This is a genomic window from Thiothrix nivea DSM 5205 (assembly GCF_000260135.1).
Taxonomy (GTDB): domain Bacteria; phylum Pseudomonadota; class Gammaproteobacteria; order Thiotrichales; family Thiotrichaceae; genus Thiothrix; species Thiothrix nivea.
Genome location: NZ_JH651384.1, coordinates 2,216,548 through 2,231,473 on the forward strand (window position 1 = coordinate 2,216,548; position 14,926 = coordinate 2,231,473).

Annotated in this window: 19 protein-coding genes; 6 read left to right on the forward strand and 13 right to left on the reverse strand. The window is 56.1% G+C overall.

Features of this window, described 5'->3' with window-relative positions; genetic code table 11:
* Positions 1 to 39 precede the first annotated feature (39 nt).
* The gene (locus THINI_RS11045) at positions 40 to 1,218 is read left to right on the forward strand and encodes an acetylornithine transaminase (RefSeq protein WP_002708674.1); all 1,179 of its coding nucleotides are present in this window, start codon (positions 40 to 42) and stop codon (positions 1,216 to 1,218) included.
* A 168-nt stretch (positions 1,219 to 1,386) separates the two neighbouring features.
* A complete protein-coding gene (locus THINI_RS11050) occupies positions 1,387 to 1,638 on the forward strand; it encodes a hypothetical protein (protein WP_002708675.1) in 252 nt (83 codons plus the stop codon).
* 33 nt (positions 1,639 to 1,671) lie between these two features.
* Here THINI_RS11050 and THINI_RS11055 read toward each other — a convergent pair whose 3' ends face one another.
* The 3 genes from THINI_RS11055 to THINI_RS11065 all read right to left on the reverse strand — a co-directional run bounded on the left by THINI_RS11055 (position 1,672) and on the right by THINI_RS11065 (position 3,214).
* Positions 1,672 to 2,085: a GFA family protein gene (locus THINI_RS11055; RefSeq protein ID WP_040839392.1), complete on the reverse strand. Its 414-nt coding sequence runs from the start codon at positions 2,083 to 2,085 to the stop codon at positions 1,672 to 1,674.
* Positions 2,078 to 2,476 carry a rhodanese-like domain-containing protein gene (locus tag THINI_RS11060; RefSeq protein ID WP_002708677.1) on the reverse strand — a complete coding sequence of 133 codons (399 nt, stop codon included), beginning with the start codon at positions 2,474 to 2,476 and terminating at the stop codon, positions 2,078 to 2,080. The genes THINI_RS11055 and THINI_RS11060 overlap by 8 nt, the downstream gene beginning before the upstream one ends.
* Before the next feature lie 72 nt (positions 2,477 to 2,548).
* The gene (locus THINI_RS11065; RefSeq protein ID WP_002708678.1) at positions 2,549 to 3,214 is read right to left on the reverse strand and encodes a Crp/Fnr family transcriptional regulator; all 666 of its coding nucleotides are present in this window, start codon (positions 3,212 to 3,214) and stop codon (positions 2,549 to 2,551) included.
* Between the two features lie 133 nt (positions 3,215 to 3,347).
* Here THINI_RS11065 and hcp point away from each other — a divergent pair, with 133 nt between their 5' ends.
* Together hcp and THINI_RS11075 are read left to right on the forward strand one after the other, a co-directional pair.
* Positions 3,348 to 5,015 (forward strand): hydroxylamine reductase, encoded by a 1,668-nt coding sequence (gene hcp / locus THINI_RS11070; protein ID WP_002708679.1) that lies wholly within the window; start codon positions 3,348 to 3,350, stop codon positions 5,013 to 5,015.
* A gap of 99 nt (positions 5,016 to 5,114) precedes the next feature.
* Positions 5,115 to 6,215, forward strand: coding sequence for a 2Fe-2S iron-sulfur cluster-binding protein (locus THINI_RS11075; protein ID WP_002708680.1), 1,101 nt, complete (start codon positions 5,115 to 5,117; stop codon positions 6,213 to 6,215).
* Between the two features lie 77 nt (positions 6,216 to 6,292).
* On the opposite strand, the gene THINI_RS11080 is transcribed toward THINI_RS11075, so the two are convergent.
* From THINI_RS11080 to THINI_RS11125, 10 genes are all read right to left on the reverse strand, one after another.
* Complete coding sequence (locus tag THINI_RS11080) at positions 6,293 to 6,847, reverse strand: carboxymuconolactone decarboxylase family protein (protein ID WP_002708681.1); 555 nt, start codon at positions 6,845 to 6,847, stop codon at positions 6,293 to 6,295.
* 24 nt (positions 6,848 to 6,871) lie between these two features.
* A complete protein-coding gene (locus THINI_RS11085; RefSeq protein WP_002708682.1) occupies positions 6,872 to 7,342 on the reverse strand; it encodes a cupin domain-containing protein in 471 nt (156 codons plus the stop codon).
* Positions 7,343 to 7,355: 13 nt separating this feature from the next.
* Entirely contained in the window at positions 7,356 to 7,910 is a 555-nt protein-coding gene (locus THINI_RS11090) for a YbhB/YbcL family Raf kinase inhibitor-like protein (protein WP_002708683.1), read from the reverse strand.
* Positions 7,911 to 8,004: 94 nt separating this feature from the next.
* Entirely contained in the window at positions 8,005 to 8,793 is a 789-nt protein-coding gene (locus tag THINI_RS23415) for an AraC family transcriptional regulator (RefSeq protein WP_002708684.1), read from the reverse strand.
* 40 nt (positions 8,794 to 8,833) lie between these two features.
* On the reverse strand, positions 8,834 to 9,277 hold the full coding sequence (locus THINI_RS11100) for a protein tyrosine phosphatase family protein (RefSeq protein WP_002708685.1): 444 nt from the start codon (positions 9,275 to 9,277) through the stop codon (positions 8,834 to 8,836).
* Between the two features lies 1 nt (position 9,278).
* Positions 9,279 to 10,151, reverse strand: a complete 873-nt coding sequence (ilvE, locus tag THINI_RS11105; protein WP_002708686.1) for a branched-chain-amino-acid transaminase — start codon at positions 10,149 to 10,151, stop codon at positions 9,279 to 9,281.
* 184 nt (positions 10,152 to 10,335) lie between these two features.
* Positions 10,336 to 11,061 (reverse strand): hypothetical protein, encoded by a 726-nt coding sequence (locus THINI_RS11110; protein ID WP_002708687.1) that lies wholly within the window; start codon positions 11,059 to 11,061, stop codon positions 10,336 to 10,338.
* Between the two features lie 103 nt (positions 11,062 to 11,164).
* Positions 11,165 to 12,469 (reverse strand): ABC1 kinase family protein, encoded by a 1,305-nt coding sequence (locus tag THINI_RS11115; RefSeq protein WP_002708688.1) that lies wholly within the window; start codon positions 12,467 to 12,469, stop codon positions 11,165 to 11,167.
* Positions 12,469 to 13,206 (reverse strand): TetR/AcrR family transcriptional regulator, encoded by a 738-nt coding sequence (locus THINI_RS11120; RefSeq protein ID WP_002708689.1) that lies wholly within the window; start codon positions 13,204 to 13,206, stop codon positions 12,469 to 12,471. Before THINI_RS11120 ends, THINI_RS11115 begins: the two co-directional genes overlap by 1 nt.
* Before the next feature lie 281 nt (positions 13,207 to 13,487).
* Positions 13,488 to 14,048, reverse strand: a complete 561-nt coding sequence (locus THINI_RS11125) for a hypothetical protein (RefSeq protein WP_002708690.1) — start codon at positions 14,046 to 14,048, stop codon at positions 13,488 to 13,490.
* A 94-nt stretch (positions 14,049 to 14,142) separates the two neighbouring features.
* On the opposite strand from THINI_RS11125, the gene THINI_RS11130 reads away from it, so the two are divergent.
* Positions 14,143 to 14,676, forward strand: a complete 534-nt coding sequence (locus THINI_RS11130) for a DUF2975 domain-containing protein (protein WP_002708691.1) — start codon at positions 14,143 to 14,145, stop codon at positions 14,674 to 14,676.
* Between the two features lie 5 nt (positions 14,677 to 14,681).
* Positions 14,682 to 14,903, forward strand: coding sequence for a helix-turn-helix domain-containing protein (locus THINI_RS11135; RefSeq protein ID WP_002708692.1), 222 nt, complete (start codon positions 14,682 to 14,684; stop codon positions 14,901 to 14,903).
* Positions 14,904 to 14,926: the final 23 nt, after the last annotated feature.

A 14,926-nucleotide genomic window follows, 5' to 3' on the forward strand; every position in this document is an offset into this window, starting at 1 on the left:
CCTGTGGCTTTTTTTATGCCTGCAATCCAGGAAACACCCATGCAGACCGAAACTAAAAACCCGTTCCACAACGTCATGCAGGTCGCCCCACGGCCTGGCAGCATCTTCGAACACGGCAGCGGCAGTTGGCTGACCGACAACCATGGTAAGCGCTACCTCGACTTCGTGCAGGGCTGGGCGGTCAACACGCTGGGGCATTGCCCGGCTGCCATCACGCAAACCCTGACCCGGCAAGCCACTCGTCTGATCAATGCCAGCCCGGCTTTCTACAATCGCCCGATGCTGGAATGCGCTGAAAAACTGGTGCAGCACTCGGTCTTCGATCAGGTGTTTTTCGCCAACAGTGGCGCGGAAGCCAACGAAGGCGCGATCAAGCTGGCGCGTAAATGGGGTCAGGTACACAGGGATGACGCATGGAAAATCATCACTTTCCACAACAGTTTCCACGGGCGCACGCTAACCACCATGGCAGCCAGCGGCAAGCCTGCATTTGCGCCCATGTTCGAACCGAAAACACCCGGTTTTACCAAGGTTCCATTTAATGATGCGGAAGCAGTACGGGCAACCATTGACGCCGAAACTGTCGCCATCATGCTGGAACCGATCCAGGGCGAAGCAGGTGTCATCCCTGCCACCCTGGAATTCATGCAGGCGTTACGGCAACTGGCCGATGAACACAAACTGCTACTGATCTGTGATGAAGTCCAGACCGGCATGGGCAGGACAGGTGAACTGTTTGCCTATCAGGGCTACGGCATTGAGCCGGACATCATGACGCTGGGCAAGGGGCTGGGTGGTGGCGTACCAGTTTCCGCGCTACTGGCGAAAAGCCATGCCTGCGTATTCCAGCCGGGTGAACAGGGCGGCACCTACAACGGCAACCCGCTGATGACGGCAGTCGCCAGCACGATACTGGATGCCCTGCTGGAGCCGGATTTCCTGCCGCAGGTGCAGGAACGCAGCAGGCAATTACGCGCGGCGCTGGAAGACCTTTCCCGACAATTCGGGCTGGGCGAGGTGCGGGGCAAGGGGCTGTTGCTAGCATTGAATACCGGTACGCGGGATACCGCCGCCATTGCCAAAGCCTGTTTTGAACGCGGCTTGCTGATCAATGCACCGCAAGCGCATACCCTACGTTTCATGCCTGCACTGAATGTCAGTGAAACAGAAATTGGGCAGATGGTGACAATACTAGCCACAGTACTATCGGCATGTTAACCGCACACTGGTAGCACCCAAATTCCCCATACACTTATCTGAATTTTGCTGCATTGCAGCAAAATGTTATGGTTACTTTGAACTTCCTGTCCTGAAATACAGACAAAGACACTATTGCTGCATCGCACAAATTAGGCAGTTTGTTTATTAATCAAGGGTATATGCACCATGAAAAACTATCTTGTCATCGGCGAAAAATGGGTGCGCGCCATCGTGTTCTCTGACGAAATAGGCGCAGAGCTTTATATCGCCAAAAATTGTGCCGGTATCGAATACCAGCGCTATTCCGAAGCGGAATTCAATGAAACCTATGCGGATGCGGACATGCGCGAGATGGAATACGGGGTCAACGATTACATGGCCCGTCGCCTGATCGTTATATGCTACGACAGGCCAGGCAACCGCTTGTCCGATTGCTGACGGGTTTTCTATCGCCCAGGCGGGGTGATTATCTCACCTTTGCCCATGCAATTGCTGGTTCAATTTCGCCACCGCTTGTTCCCAGTTCTTCCCATCAAAATAAATGACTTCCGGCAATGCTGCTGCAAGCTCAACATCATCCAGACAGCGCACGTTGATGCTGATCATGTCGGGTGCGGCACGCGGGTTGCTGAACGGGTGAATGCCACAATACTTACAAAACCAGTGTTTCGCTTCCTTGCTATCAAACTGGTAAAGCTGCAAGGCATCCTCCCCCTGCAAGAGCTGAAACTGCTCTGGTGGAACCCGGTGGTGCAACACGCCCTTTTTGCTACAAATGGAGCAATTGCATTGCACCACCTTATCCAACACCGTGTTGACGGTGAATCTGACCTGCCCACAGTGACAGCTTCCGTGCAGGGTGGTTTGAGGTTTTTTTTCAGTCACAGCCACAATCCCCGGATAACACAACACCGGGTTCCGCCTCGGAAGCAACCGGATGGCCGTCACGTTTCCACCAGTCCAGCCCACCTATCAGTTCCTTAACCCGGAAACCCAGCTGAGCCATGGCTAACGCCCCCTTGGTGGAGGCGTTACAGCCGATGCCATCGCAATAAGTTACAATCAAAGCGGACTTGTCCAGACGTGCAGTGCTGGCTTCATCCATCTGCCGGTGGGGGATATTGATAGCTCCGGGAATATGCGTGGCAGCAAAAGCCTGTGGGGAACGGGCGTCAATCACCACCACGTTTTCCCCGGCTTCCAGCGCCACCTTCAGATCCCACGAATCGGTTTCGTAGGCAAGTTTGTTGAGATAATGCTGTATCTGTTCCTGCATAAAATGTTCTCTCCTATTAGTGGATGCAAACCATGACGGGGCGAAGGATCAGTAACGCCCTTCAGGCCAGCCTTATCCATCCCGCAACTGGCGCAACCTGCCCAGCTCCAGCACCACGAGCTGCGTAGGTTCCTCGCGGATCACGCCCTGCTCCTTCATCCTGCCCAACACCCGTGAAAAGGTTTCCGGCTGTAAACCCAGCCGGGATGCCACCACTGCCTTGGAAGATGGCAGGTGCAGGCATTGCTCATTGCCCTCCTCTTCCATGAAAGCCAGGAAATAGCCCGCGACCTTCTGCTGCGCAGTAGCCATGCTCAACATCTGGATGTCATTCACAAACCGGTGCACCCGCCGACTCAGGTTGGCCAGCATCTTGATCGCCAAATCGCTGTTCCGGCGGATTTGCTCCCTGAGCACCACCGCCGGGATGAGTACCATCTCAACCACGTCAATCGTGCAGGCATGAACAGGGTAAGGCTTGTCCAGCAGAGCCACCGATTCGGCAAACGTTTCCCCTGCCGGAATGATTTCGATCACTTTTTCCCGGCCATCCGAAGTCAGGCGGTACAGGCGTACACTGCCTTTGAGCACCAGAAAAAAATGCACGGAGGGGTCGCCTTGGGCGAAAAGCTGCTGCCCTGTAGCACAGGTCATCTTACGGGACGCATTGGCGATGGGTAACAGTTCAGCTTGATTCAGATTGTGGAAAGGCGGTGCAACACGCAATAACTGCTCCATGCTTCATCTCTTGAACGGGGGTAATACTATTCCTGAGCGTAATGGAGGGACTTGACGGCGGTCAAGGCAAACCTGATCTGGAATACCCAGAATAACCGACGCCGCTACTCAATTAAAGGAAGGAGGAGACCCCATGTTTTGCTATCAATGCGAGCAAACCCTACGTACCGATACTACTGCCGGATGCGCCAGCGACAAAGGCGCCTGCGGTAAAGATGCCACCACGTCCGACCTTCAGGACATCCTGATTTACCAGATCAAGGGCATTGCCCAGTATGCGCAACTGGCCCGCAGCGTGGGCGTGGTCGATAAGGCGGTGGATGACTTCATCCAGTACGGCTTTTTCACTACCCTGACCAACGTCAACTTCACTGCGACCCGTTTCGTCAACATGATCCACGAAGCCGCCAGAATCCGCGACAGCATCAAGACAAAATACAGCGAAGCTGCCACCGATCAGGGTAAGCCCGTCGAGGAACCCGACGGCCCGGCTCAATTCCAGCCTGCCAACAACATGGATGACATTCTCAAACAGGAATCCGTGGCGGTGGTGAACAAGGATCACGACATTGTTGGCGAAGACGTGAATGGCCTGCGGGTGCTGATCACTTACGGCATGAAAGGCGTGTGCGCCTATTCCCACCATGCGCGGATGCTGGGCTATCAGGAAGATGCGATTGATGCCGAAGTCGAGCGCATTCTGGCCTACCTGACCACTAACCCTACCGATATTGAAGAACTGCTGGGGCAGGCGCTGGCGGTCGGCCAACTGAACCTGCAAGTCATGGATTTGCTGGATCGCGCCAACAACGGCACGTTCGGCGACCAGGAAATTACCCAAGTGCGCGTCACCCCGGTGGCGGGGAAGTGCCTGCTGGTCAGTGGGCACGATTTGCACGACATGGGGCAAATCCTGGAGCAAACCAAGGATCAGGGCATCAACGTCTACACCCACGGCGAAATGCTCCCCGCCCACGCTTACCCCGGCCTGAAAAAATACCCGCATCTGGTCGGCAACTACGGCGGCGCATGGCAGGATCAGCAGCAGGAATTCGCCGACTTCCCCGGCCCGATCGTACTGACCTCCAACTGCATCATTGAACCGGCCAAAAGTTACCGCCAACGCATCTTCACCACCGGCCCGGTAGGCTGGCCGGGTGTACGCCACATCGACAACGGCAATTACGCACCCGCAATCCAGGCCGCCAAAGCGCTGCCGGGTTTCAAGGAAGATTCTGAAGCAAAATTCATTACCACCGGTTTTGGCCACAAGACCGTGCTGGGCGTAGCCGACAAAGTGGTGGATGCGGTCAAATCCGGTGCGATCCAGCACTTCTTCGTGATTGGCGGCTGCGATGGCGCCAAACCGGGGCGCAATTACTACACCGAACTGGCGGACAAGACCCCGGCAAACAGCATCATGCTGACCGTCGGCTGCGCCAAATACCGCTTCAACCAGAACGACTACGGCGACATCGGCGGCATTCCGCGCCTGCTGGACATGGGGCAGTGCAACGACTCCTATTCCGCCATCAAGGTAGCGTCGGCGCTGGCCGGGGCATTTGAATGCGGGGTCAATGACTTGCCGTTGTCGCTGATGGTTTCCTGGTTTGAGCAGAAAGCGACTGCCGTGTTGCTGTCCCTGCTGGCGGCAGGCGTGAAAGGCATCCACCTCGGCCCCAGCCTGCCGCCTTACCTGACGCCTAACCTGCTTGCTGTACTGACAGAACGCTTTGACCTGCGGGTGAACCATACGCCGGAAGAAGATCTGCAAACCGCCCTTGGTCAGGCCGCCGCCTGATCCACACCCGTTGTAGGGGCAGGCCCCCGTGCCTGCCCTCTCATGGCAAATATTCGGAAAAATGGCAGACACGGGGGTCTGCCCCTACGGGAATCAACCATGCCAGCCTACCAAATCCAGTTGACCACCAGCGACGCGCAGACCCTTTCCTTCACCTGCGATGAAGGCGAAGACCTGATCACAGCAGCGGAAAAAGCCAATATTTTCCTCGCCGCCCAATGCCATATGGGCTCTTGCGGTGCGTGCATTGCCCATTGCGATACGGGCGAATACACCTTGGGCGAATACAGCCGCGACGCCCTGAACGACGCTGACCGCGCCCAGCAACAGGTGTTGCTGTGCTGCACGTTTCCGCACAGTGACATGAGCCTGCGCCTGCCCTACACCTACAATCTGGTGCGGTTTGAAACCTTGCCGGTGCGTGAAGCCGAAATCGTCGCCAAAACCTACCTGACCGAAGATACCGTCAAACTCAACCTGCAATTGTTGCCGGATGAAGACGGCAACCCGACCCTGGATTTTGAACCGGGGCAATTCGTGGAACTGTTCATTCCCGACACCGACATCAAACGCGCCTACTCACTGGCGAACGCACCCAACTGGGATGGCTCGCTGGAATGCCTGGTCAAACTGCGTGCTTTCGGCAAATTCTCCACCTTCCTGCACGAAACCACCGTTCCCGGCATGAAACTGCGGCTGGAAGGCCCACAAGGCACTTTCGTGTTGCGGGATAATGGTTTGCGCCCACGCTACTTCGTGGCAGGCGGTTGCGGGCTGGCGTCGATCATTTCCATGCTGCGGCGCATGGCCGAATGGGGGGAACCGCACCCGGCCAAACTGTTCTTCGGCGTCTGGAGCACTGAAGAAGTCTTTTTTCAGCAGGAATTACGCGATCTGGCGGCGACTTACCCGAACCTGGAGTACCAGATTTGCGCAACACAGGCAGAAGATGGCTGGGAAGGATACCGGGGATCAGCGGTAGCTGCGTTTGCGGAAGCGCTGAAGGCCGCCGAGGTCAGACCTGATATTTATATCTGCGGCTCCCCCGGCCTGATTGAGGCGGTGATCGCTGTTGCTGAAGCGCAGGGCTTCAACCGCGATGAACTGATGTATGAACGCTATCTCGCGCATGAGAAGCCCGAGGCGGCGACCCGTTGCGAGATCAACGCGCCACCGCCAATACCCTGGACAGCTGAGTGAAGCCATCCAGGAAGAAGAGGTTCTACACGTCCGGTAAAACCTCTCCTCCCATCGCTGCCTGTGAAGGCCGATCAGTTTCAGGAAAACACACCCTGATGCTCAACCTTGAAGGTTTTCAGGACATAGTTGAACGCACGGTTATTACCTGCCTGCACAACGACATCGAAAAGATCACGGTCAGTCCAGCCCTCGCCTCGTGCTGCGTCCAGATCAGCCTGATTCACGCCATCCGGATCGTTAACTGCTTTAAGCGCCAGATTGAGCAACACTTTTTCATTGTCAGGTAATGGCGCTTTGCTGGCATCTTCACGAGCGGCACGTACCTCATCCAGGTCAGCCCCCATCTGCACCAGAAAACCTTCGTTCATGTCGATGCAGAACCGGCAGCCAGCCTGCGCCGACCCCAGATAACGGATCATGGCCAGCAGTTGGCCACTCAAGGTGGGATGCTGACGGAAATAGCCAACATAGGCCATAAAGGATTCCAGCAATGGCGGGCTGATGCTGTACAGGCGCAAACCGTCGGGCACAAGCCCCATGGCACTTTCCACCTGCTTGAAAATAGCATCGATACGGGCTTCATCCCCGGCGGGTGGAACCGGGTTCAGCAGGGCTTGAGTCATTTCAGACATGCCACTGATATGACAATAACCCGCTCAGTCATACAGCGAACCATCCTTATGGGTGAATTGCCACTTGCCATCAACCAGCGTTGCCTGAAGGTCATCATCCGGGTAACTGGCTTCATCCCCCGGCGTCCGGTCACCGATTTCAAGATAGAGCACGTCGCTATCGGTGTCGTTGCTCAGGTTGGCCGCATTGCCTGCACCTGCCGGAAAACCGGCGCACATGCCGGGTTCAAGATGGATCGCCCCCTCATTGGTATGCAGGGTGGGATTACCCTGCACAACGTAGACAAACTCATCCTGTTTGGTATGCGAATGGCGCAAGGCTGAAATAGCGCCGGGAGCAAGGCGAGTCAGGTTAACACCAAAATTGTTCAGCCCGAAAAAGTCACCCAACTGGCGTTTCTCGCGCCCGGCCATGCGTGAGGCAAAGGGTTCCGGGTAAACGGAAGGCTTGATGCGTACCGGAATGTCAGTCGCATGGATGGCAATGGTTTTCATATCACTGTCAGGCTCAACGTTGGTAAGTCGTTTCCAGACTCGCCTGCCCGATAGCATTGGCGTGTAGCATGAAACCCACCATCGCTGGCATGGTGTCTGCCGCCAAATCCAGCTTGTCGGTTCTCAATGCGTGCAAGGTAAACTGGTAACGGTGTGGCTTGTCACCTTGCGGTGGGCAGGCACCGCCAAACCCTGCCTTGCCGTAGTCGGTCAGGCTCTGGCTTGCCCCTTCCGGCAAACCCTTGCCCGAGGCATCAATATCCGCAGGCAGGCTGGTCGTGTCTGCCGGAATGTTAAACACCACCCAATGCCACCAACCACTGCCGGTGGGTGCATCCGGGTCATACACGGTCAGGGCAAGACTTTTGGTTTCCGGCGGAACGCCTGTCCAGCTCAGCGCCGGGGAATGGTTGCCACCATCACAACCGAAACCGGCTAACTCCTGCGCCTTGCCCATCGGCTTGCCGTCAGTAATATCCGGGCTTTGCAGGGTAAACGCCGGGGTTTCGGCAAAACTGCTACTGGCAATACCGAAAGCAAACAGGGTGGCAGTGATGGAACGGATCATGGGTTACTCCCTTGGTGAAAAATCAGGAGTACAGTGTCGCCGCATGATGCATCCAGACGGTATCGTCAAGTGCTCAAATACCTGTTCCAGATGCTCATTCCTGTTGGGTCGCGCGTAATTCCGTCGGGCTGACCGCAAAATGTTTTTTGAACGCATGGCTGAAACTGGTGGGGGAGTCATACCCGCATTGCCAGGCTATCTCGTTGATGGCGCTAGGGGTAGTCAGCACTAGCCCCAACGCCTGCGCCATGCGGCTTTCCTGCAACAGGGTGCTGAACGATGTCCCCTCCGCCTGCAAGCGGCGGCGCAAGGTGGCCGGGCTCATGTTGAGCTGCTGCGCAACCTTGCCCGCCTGCCACTCCTGACTGGGGGCATAACTGATCAGCTCACGCAGACGGTCTGCCAGGGGCTGGTTGGATGTCTGGAAAAAAGCCGCAGCAGCCTGCAAGCGAATCAATTCCAGCAAGACCTGATGCCAGGCCAGTTCCAGCCGGGCGGATTGCCATGCCGGGTTTGTTCCACCCTCCGTTAGTGGCTGGCGGCATTGCTGCAAAGCGCTTTCCAGCGCCGGATCAGGAACAAAGCTGGCCTGTCGGGCGGGCAAGTCTGTCAATAATTCGCCGTATTGCTGACCAAAATTTTCCTGCCAACGGCGTGGGGGCGAAAACAAATCAGCAGCGTAACGCCCGTCGGCGGGAATGTTTTCCATCTCAGGTGCAATACCGGCGGGCAGGACAACCGCCCTCCCCGCAGGCAGGCGCAGTTCATCGCGCCCGTTATAGATGCGTTTTTCCCCTTGCTTCACCATAATCAGGGTCGGGCTGGGAATTGGCACCTGATGTAACGACTGTTTCTGGCAGGCTTCAAAGCAGCTATGGATCATGTTGCTAAGAAAGTATCGATTTGAAACAAGGGAATGGTTTTCATGCATCCTCCAGACTGTTGATTTGCAGAAATTCCTGCCAGACCTCATCCGCCTCCCATTCCGGCAGCATCACGGTTTTAGCTTCTGCTTCCGGCAGACCTAACACCAAACGGTGATACTGGAAAAGAAAGGCAGAAACCCGGTGATTGAGCGCGCAATGCACCCATACCTTGCGGCCTTCCAGCATCTGCATCAGGGCGCAGAAGCGTTGCAGGTGGGCGAGTGTCGGCTCCTCCCACGGCACGGGGATGTGGTAGTAATCCAGCCCCAGGCTGATGACGCGAAAACCTTCGTCTTCCAGCACATTCGGCGAATACGGCATCGCCAGATTGATCACGGCCTCGTAGCCTGCGTCGGCAATCGACTGGATTTCATCCGCCAGCGGCTGGCCTGAACTGGCAAGCTGTTCGTTGATGTAGCGGTAGTTGAGGATCGTGCTCATATCAGTCTCCGGTTTCTTGCTGGATCAGGGCGGAAAATGCCTGCGTCAGTTGTTGATAGCGCGTTCCGGGGCATTCTGCAATCTTTCTGCCGTCGATTTCACGCACCGGGATCAGTTTCGCGCCCGTGCCGGTGAGGAAACATTCGTCGGCGTTGTACAGGTCGTAAGGCGTGAGCACCGCTTCCCGTGCCGGGATGCCGTTGGCTGCCGCCAGTTCCAGCACGGTTTGGCGGGTGATCCCTGCCAATGCGCCTTCAGTCGCGGGTGGGGTGAGCAAGATGCCATCGCTGACGATGAACAGGTTGTCCGCCGTGCCTTCCGCCACGCAGCCACGGTCGTTGAGCAGGATCGCTTCTTCGACACCCGCGTGGTTGGCTTCCATCCGCGCCAGGATGGCGTTGAGGTAGTTGAGGCTTTTGATGCGCGAATCCAGCCGGTCGGGGGTAAGGCGACGGGTGGAGGCAATGATTGCCCGCACGCCTTGTTCACGCTGTGCATCACTGACCATCTGCAACTGGTCGGCAATAATAATCACGCCCGGTTGCATACAGGTTGCCGGATTAATGCCAAGTACCCCGACCCCACGCGTGACAATAATGCGCAGATAGCCATCGGTCAGTGGGGATACGGCAATCGTTTCCGCCACCGCCTGCACCACCTGTTCGCTGGAATACGGAATCGTGAGCTGCAAAGCCGCCGCCGAGCGCTGCAAACGCTTCAGATGCAAGGGCAGGCGGAAGGCTTTGCAGTTGTAAAAGCGCACACCTTCAAACACGCCATCGCCATACAAAAAGCCGTGGTCGAATACCGAAACTTTTGCTTCTGATGCGGGCGTGATACTGCCGTCGATCCAGCAGCGAGCTTGCTCAAACATGATGGAATTCCTGTGATTACGGAAGACCAGCTTATGAGGCTCAATCAAACCAATACAGATTCAGATTTTTCTTATTTGATCAGTACAGATATTCATCGGCAGGCAACTGTATTGCTGTGTGTTGAGGGAAACTGTGATTGCAAGGAAGCCGGGTAATGCCCATCGATATAGCCCCCTGTCGAACCTAAATGATGTTGCGGTTGGCGTCCAGCAGCTGGAAGTTGTGCACATCGATGTCAATCAGGACTGGCGCGGGCAGGTATTTTCCATATCCCGTTCCCGGCGTTACCCTGCGTCTGGAGGTAAACGGAATCCCGTTGCTATTGCCATGTTCCTGCACAACATTAGCGGCGTTGGCGAAACGGCTGATGATCCGCGCTGTATAGTCATGCTGGGACAGCAGCCCACTTGCCTCGTCAAAACGAAAATACTGCACCCTGCTATGAGTCGGGATGCTGTCAGGAAACGTCGCTTTCAGCACACTGCCGGATTGCTCCCCCCAAATGATCGCCTGATTCATCAGCAAGGCTGGCAGCGTAAAGTAATTCCAAAAGGCGTAGTTGGCGAAGTAAGCCATGTCCAGATCGTCCCAATACAGCAGGCGTCGCCCCCAGGTGAAGTAGTTCCGGGCGTTTTCCCTGCTGGCGATAACGTTACCTTGGGCATCTTCCAGCCGGACAGCCAGCCCGTCCAGTACACCGCTGACACCTTCCTGCTTGCCGATAGGCGTGATCCTACAGAGCGGGCGGGCGACCTCCATGAACATTTTGGCATGATTGAAATACGGGCGGCCTTTCAGGACGAAAGCCAGCCCTTTGGCGCTGACTTCTGCTTCGATGTATCTGGCACGCGACCAGACTTCTCCCCCACCGTAGGCATCAATAGCGCGTTGAATTAATTTTGTCTGCATAGAACCCTCCCACTGGCCGCATATCAATCAACCACAATCCAGACACTACCATACAATACAGCACTACCGACAAACACAAAAAACAGTAACGAATCCGCCAGCGTCATACGATTTCCTCCCGCTCCTCACCAAACCAGTGCTGGCGGATACGCACTTCTGCCCCCATGCGCTCGAAAATCTTGCACAAGCCATGGATAGTACGATCAAAGAAAATGAATTCATCCGCCACTGCATCCAGACCGCCAAAACGCGCCAGTTGCTGGATCAGCTTATGGGCGCTACTGGTGTAATCGCCATGTTTGCCAAAATCGAAACTCACCTCCCTGAACGGCATGGCTACCCACTCCCCAAATGGGCGTAACACTTCCTCGTACAATTTTGAGTCAGGGTCGGCATGGTGCATACCTAACTGCCGGTAGTGGGAAAAAATGGCCTCGGCATCATCATCGTGATAAGCCTTGAGCAAACCGGGCAATACGCGGACAAAGTGGCCTGACATCTGTTTGACGCAGCCGAAATCAAGCAAAGTGAGCGAACCATCGGCATGGAACAGGTAGTTGCCGGGGTTGGGGTCGGCGTGTAACCGGTGCAATTGATGGAAAGAGTAGGCAAACAGGTCATACAGATTTTGCGCAGCGAGGTTACGCACTGCCTGCGAAGGGTTTTCCGCCAGCCATGCTTGCAGATGCTTGCCGCCACTACGCTCGGTGGTCAGTACCCGTTCCGTGCTGTAATCGCTAAACACGCGCGGCACGCTGACGCTTTCTAGTTGCAGGTGCTCCCGAAACCAGCGGGTATTTTCCGCCTCCAGCGTGTAATCAACTTCCTCCAGCAAGCGGGCGTGGATTTCATCCAGTGACTGTTTGACGACCGGTGAATTGGGCAGACCACGGGTGAGCTGGCGTAGCAGCTTCATGTCGTTATCCATCGCCACGTGGATGCCGGGGTACTGGATTTTAACCGCGACTTGCGTGCCATCCGGTAATACGGCGGCGTGTACCTGCCCGAGGCTGGCGGCGGCGAAGGCGTGCGCGTCGAATTCGGCGAACAGGGTTTCGGGCGGCTGGCCGAACTGTTCCTGCAACACCTTGCGCACCAGCACGCGGTTGAGCGGCGGCACCTGATGGTAGGATTTTTCCAGCTCCTTGCGGTAACGCTCCGGCAGCAGTTCCACTTCCATGCTGAGCATCTGCGCGGCCTTGAGGGCGGTGCCGCGTAGCTGGGTCAGGGCGTTGAACAGCAGGCGGGCGTTCTGGTCTTCCAGTTCCTCTTTGGCTTCAACGTGGCGCTGCTTGGACAGAAACGGGCGTTTGGCCGTGTGCTTGAGCTGCCCCAGCCCGAGTTTGACGGCGGTGGAACCGACAATGCCTGCCCGCGCCCATTTGCCTTCGGGGATGCCTTCGTTCATCACTTGCCCTCCATGAAACGCCGTTTGGCGTTAGCCAGTGCGGGTTCCTCGCGGATGCTTTTCCAGCTATCCACATGGCTCATGATGTGAGTGCGGAACAGGAAGGAAGCCAGATCGAGCAGCTTGCCGACCATGCCCTGCTGGAGGATGTTCGCCACCAGTCCCATACTGCAGTCGACCACCTGGGTGGTGTTGGCGAAACCTTCCGACGTGTCGCGCAGCCAGTAGCCGAGGATGCCATTCATGTAGTCCCAGAACAGGCGCGGCAACAGTTCGCGGTAAGGCTGGTCGGGAATTTCTCCCGCTTCGATGGCCGCGTCCAGCATGTCCACCACCATGTCGGTGAACAGCCTGCGGGTTTCCTCCAGATGGTTGTAACCGGCCACCGGCATGGCGAAGGTCAGTTCAAACACCTGTTGCAGAAATTCGCGGGCGGGCAGCCACACGCGCAGTTCGGTTTCCACCAGTTGCTGCAACTGTTCGTGCAGGCTGTATTGGTGGAAATCGCTGATGTCCTTCAACTCCAGCATCACCTGCTGCTGCACGTATTCGCAGTAGCCGTACAGCAGTTTTTCCTTGGTGGGGAAGTAGTTGTAGATGGTAGCGTCACCAACTGATGCGCGCTTGGCGACCTCGCGCATGGTGGCGGATTTGAAGCCTTTTTCGGTGATCACATCCGCCGCCGCCTCCAGCAGACGGATGCGGGTGAGTTGCTTGTCCTGCTCGTTGATCTTCATGGCGGGAATCTCAATAGTGAAAACACTATCTATAAATAAGGTTATTTTTGTATTTTTTCAATACTAATTTTGTTATTGGATAATCGTGTGAGACCTACCTACAAGGCAAGAGAGCAGTTAATCGGCATTTTGCTTATTTCAGCGGCAGGTAAATATCCGTCATCTGCTCATGCTCAGGAATAGGGAAATCCACAATTTTTACGTTCATTGGGGTGCTCCTTGGTCGTTCCGGATGTTGCAGGCGCTCGCTCCACAGCTGCCACTATCCTGACCGAAAGTGCTCAGCAGGGTGGAATCAGTTCTGCCAGACTCTTGCCTTCCACCGGTTTTTTGAGGTCGTAATCCACCACCAGCGGCAGATAGCCGGATTCCGTATCCAGCCGCAGATAGGTGGTGGCTGGAATTTTACCCTCCGGTAACTCGGTCTTGCGGCAGGCATCCACGCCCACACCCAATGAACCCTGGGTCTTCTTGCCGCTTTCCGCCTTTTTCGCTTGCAGGGTTGTGCGAAAAGCCTCGAAGCGCGGGATGTCCGCTGGCGGCAGACGATAGGCGTAGAGCTGATAGCCGGGCTTGGCTTCCGCCGCCAGCGACTTGCCTTCCAGCGCGGCGGGGATGGATTCAAGGGTGAAGCGTTCGGTGACTTGTTCCGCGCCCTCCTGTTGCATACCCAGTTCCAGTTTGACGCCAGCGGGGCGTGGGGCAACCCAGTCTGGTATCCGCACCCCGACCCGCAGGACTCCCGGGTCAACCGCCATCATGTCAGTGGTCGCCAGTTTGTAGAGGGTTTTTACCGGGATGGCGGTGCAAGCACCAAGCAACAAGGCGGCGGTAGCAGCCATAATTGTTTTTCTCATCATCGAATACCGTTCTGGTTGAAATAATTATTGTATAGCATTAATATTTTAACCTGTAAACACAATCCAGGAGTTCAATATGACTCTCATATCCACCCGAATGGGGCGCTGGCTGGCTCCGTTTTCACAGGCACTGGCAATCCTGTTCCTGCTGATCAATGTGTTGCTGTGGGCTGTACCGGAGTGGGCGGAATACGTGGCACGTAGCCTGTCTGGCCTGCCAACATCCACCCCGGTGACGCTGACTGCCGGAACCAGGTTGGCGGGTGGCGCGCTTTCCACCCTGCATCTGGCGGTACTGGTTTATGCATTATTTGCGATTGCGGGGATTTTCCGCATGTTTGCGGCGGGCGAATGGCTGCATCCGCGTATCAGCACACACCTGCACCGTTTCGGGCTGGCGCTGTTAGTGTTCGGTGCCACCACTCCACTGGTGCGCGCCCTGATGACAGTAATTGTGACGTTACAGAATCCTGAAGGGCAGAGGATGTTGGCGATCGGCTTTTCCAGCAACGATTTTGTGATCGCGCTAATCGGCGTACTGATGGTGATGCTGGGCTATGCGCTCAGTGAAGCCGCCGCTATCGCCGAAGACAACCGCCAGATTGTGTGAATGCCATGCCGATAATCGTTAATCTCGATGTGATGCTGGCCAAACGCAAAATGCGCTCCAAGGAACTGGCCGAACGTATCGGCATTACCGAGCAGAATGTCTCCCTGCTCAAATCCGGCAAGGTGAAGGGCATCCGCTTTGAAACCCTGGCGAAAATCTGCGAGGTGCTGGATTGCCAGCCGGGGGATTTGCTGGAGTTTACGCCTGATCGGGAAGATCAGGTCTGACCCCGATACTGCGCGGTTTAACT

Coding starts and splice junctions, on each gene's coding strand:
- THINI_RS23415 (WP_002708684.1), bottom strand. CDS start 8,793: ATGATCCATAGCTGCTTTGAAGCCTGCCAGAAACAGTCGTTACATCAG.
- THINI_RS11135 (WP_002708692.1), top strand. CDS start 14,682: ATGCCGATAATCGTTAATCTCGATGTGATGCTGGCCAAACGCAAAATG.
- THINI_RS11080 (WP_002708681.1), bottom strand. CDS start 6,847: ATGTCTGAAATGACTCAAGCCCTGCTGAACCCGGTTCCACCCGCCGGG.
- THINI_RS11085 (WP_002708682.1), bottom strand. CDS start 7,342: ATGAAAACCATTGCCATCCATGCGACTGACATTCCGGTACGCATCAAG.
- THINI_RS11065 (WP_002708678.1), bottom strand. CDS start 3,214: ATGGAGCAGTTATTGCGTGTTGCACCGCCTTTCCACAATCTGAATCAA.
- THINI_RS11130 (WP_002708691.1), top strand. CDS start 14,143: ATGACTCTCATATCCACCCGAATGGGGCGCTGGCTGGCTCCGTTTTCA.
- THINI_RS11115 (WP_002708688.1), bottom strand. CDS start 12,469: ATGAACGAAGGCATCCCCGAAGGCAAATGGGCGCGGGCAGGCATTGTC.
- THINI_RS11125 (WP_002708690.1), bottom strand. CDS start 14,048: ATGGCTGCTACCGCCGCCTTGTTGCTTGGTGCTTGCACCGCCATCCCG.
- THINI_RS11045 (WP_002708674.1), top strand. CDS start 40: ATGCAGACCGAAACTAAAAACCCGTTCCACAACGTCATGCAGGTCGCC.
- THINI_RS11075 (WP_002708680.1), top strand. CDS start 5,115: ATGCCAGCCTACCAAATCCAGTTGACCACCAGCGACGCGCAGACCCTT.
- hcp (WP_002708679.1), top strand. CDS start 3,348: ATGTTTTGCTATCAATGCGAGCAAACCCTACGTACCGATACTACTGCC.
- THINI_RS11090 (WP_002708683.1), bottom strand. CDS start 7,910: ATGATCCGTTCCATCACTGCCACCCTGTTTGCTTTCGGTATTGCCAGT.
- THINI_RS11120 (WP_002708689.1), bottom strand. CDS start 13,206: ATGAAGATCAACGAGCAGGACAAGCAACTCACCCGCATCCGTCTGCTG.
- ilvE (WP_002708686.1), bottom strand. CDS start 10,151: ATGTTTGAGCAAGCTCGCTGCTGGATCGACGGCAGTATCACGCCCGCA.
- THINI_RS11100 (WP_002708685.1), bottom strand. CDS start 9,277: ATGAGCACGATCCTCAACTACCGCTACATCAACGAACAGCTTGCCAGT.
- THINI_RS11110 (WP_002708687.1), bottom strand. CDS start 11,061: ATGCAGACAAAATTAATTCAACGCGCTATTGATGCCTACGGTGGGGGA.
- THINI_RS11060 (WP_002708677.1), bottom strand. CDS start 2,476: ATGCAGGAACAGATACAGCATTATCTCAACAAACTTGCCTACGAAACC.
- THINI_RS11050 (WP_002708675.1), top strand. CDS start 1,387: ATGAAAAACTATCTTGTCATCGGCGAAAAATGGGTGCGCGCCATCGTG.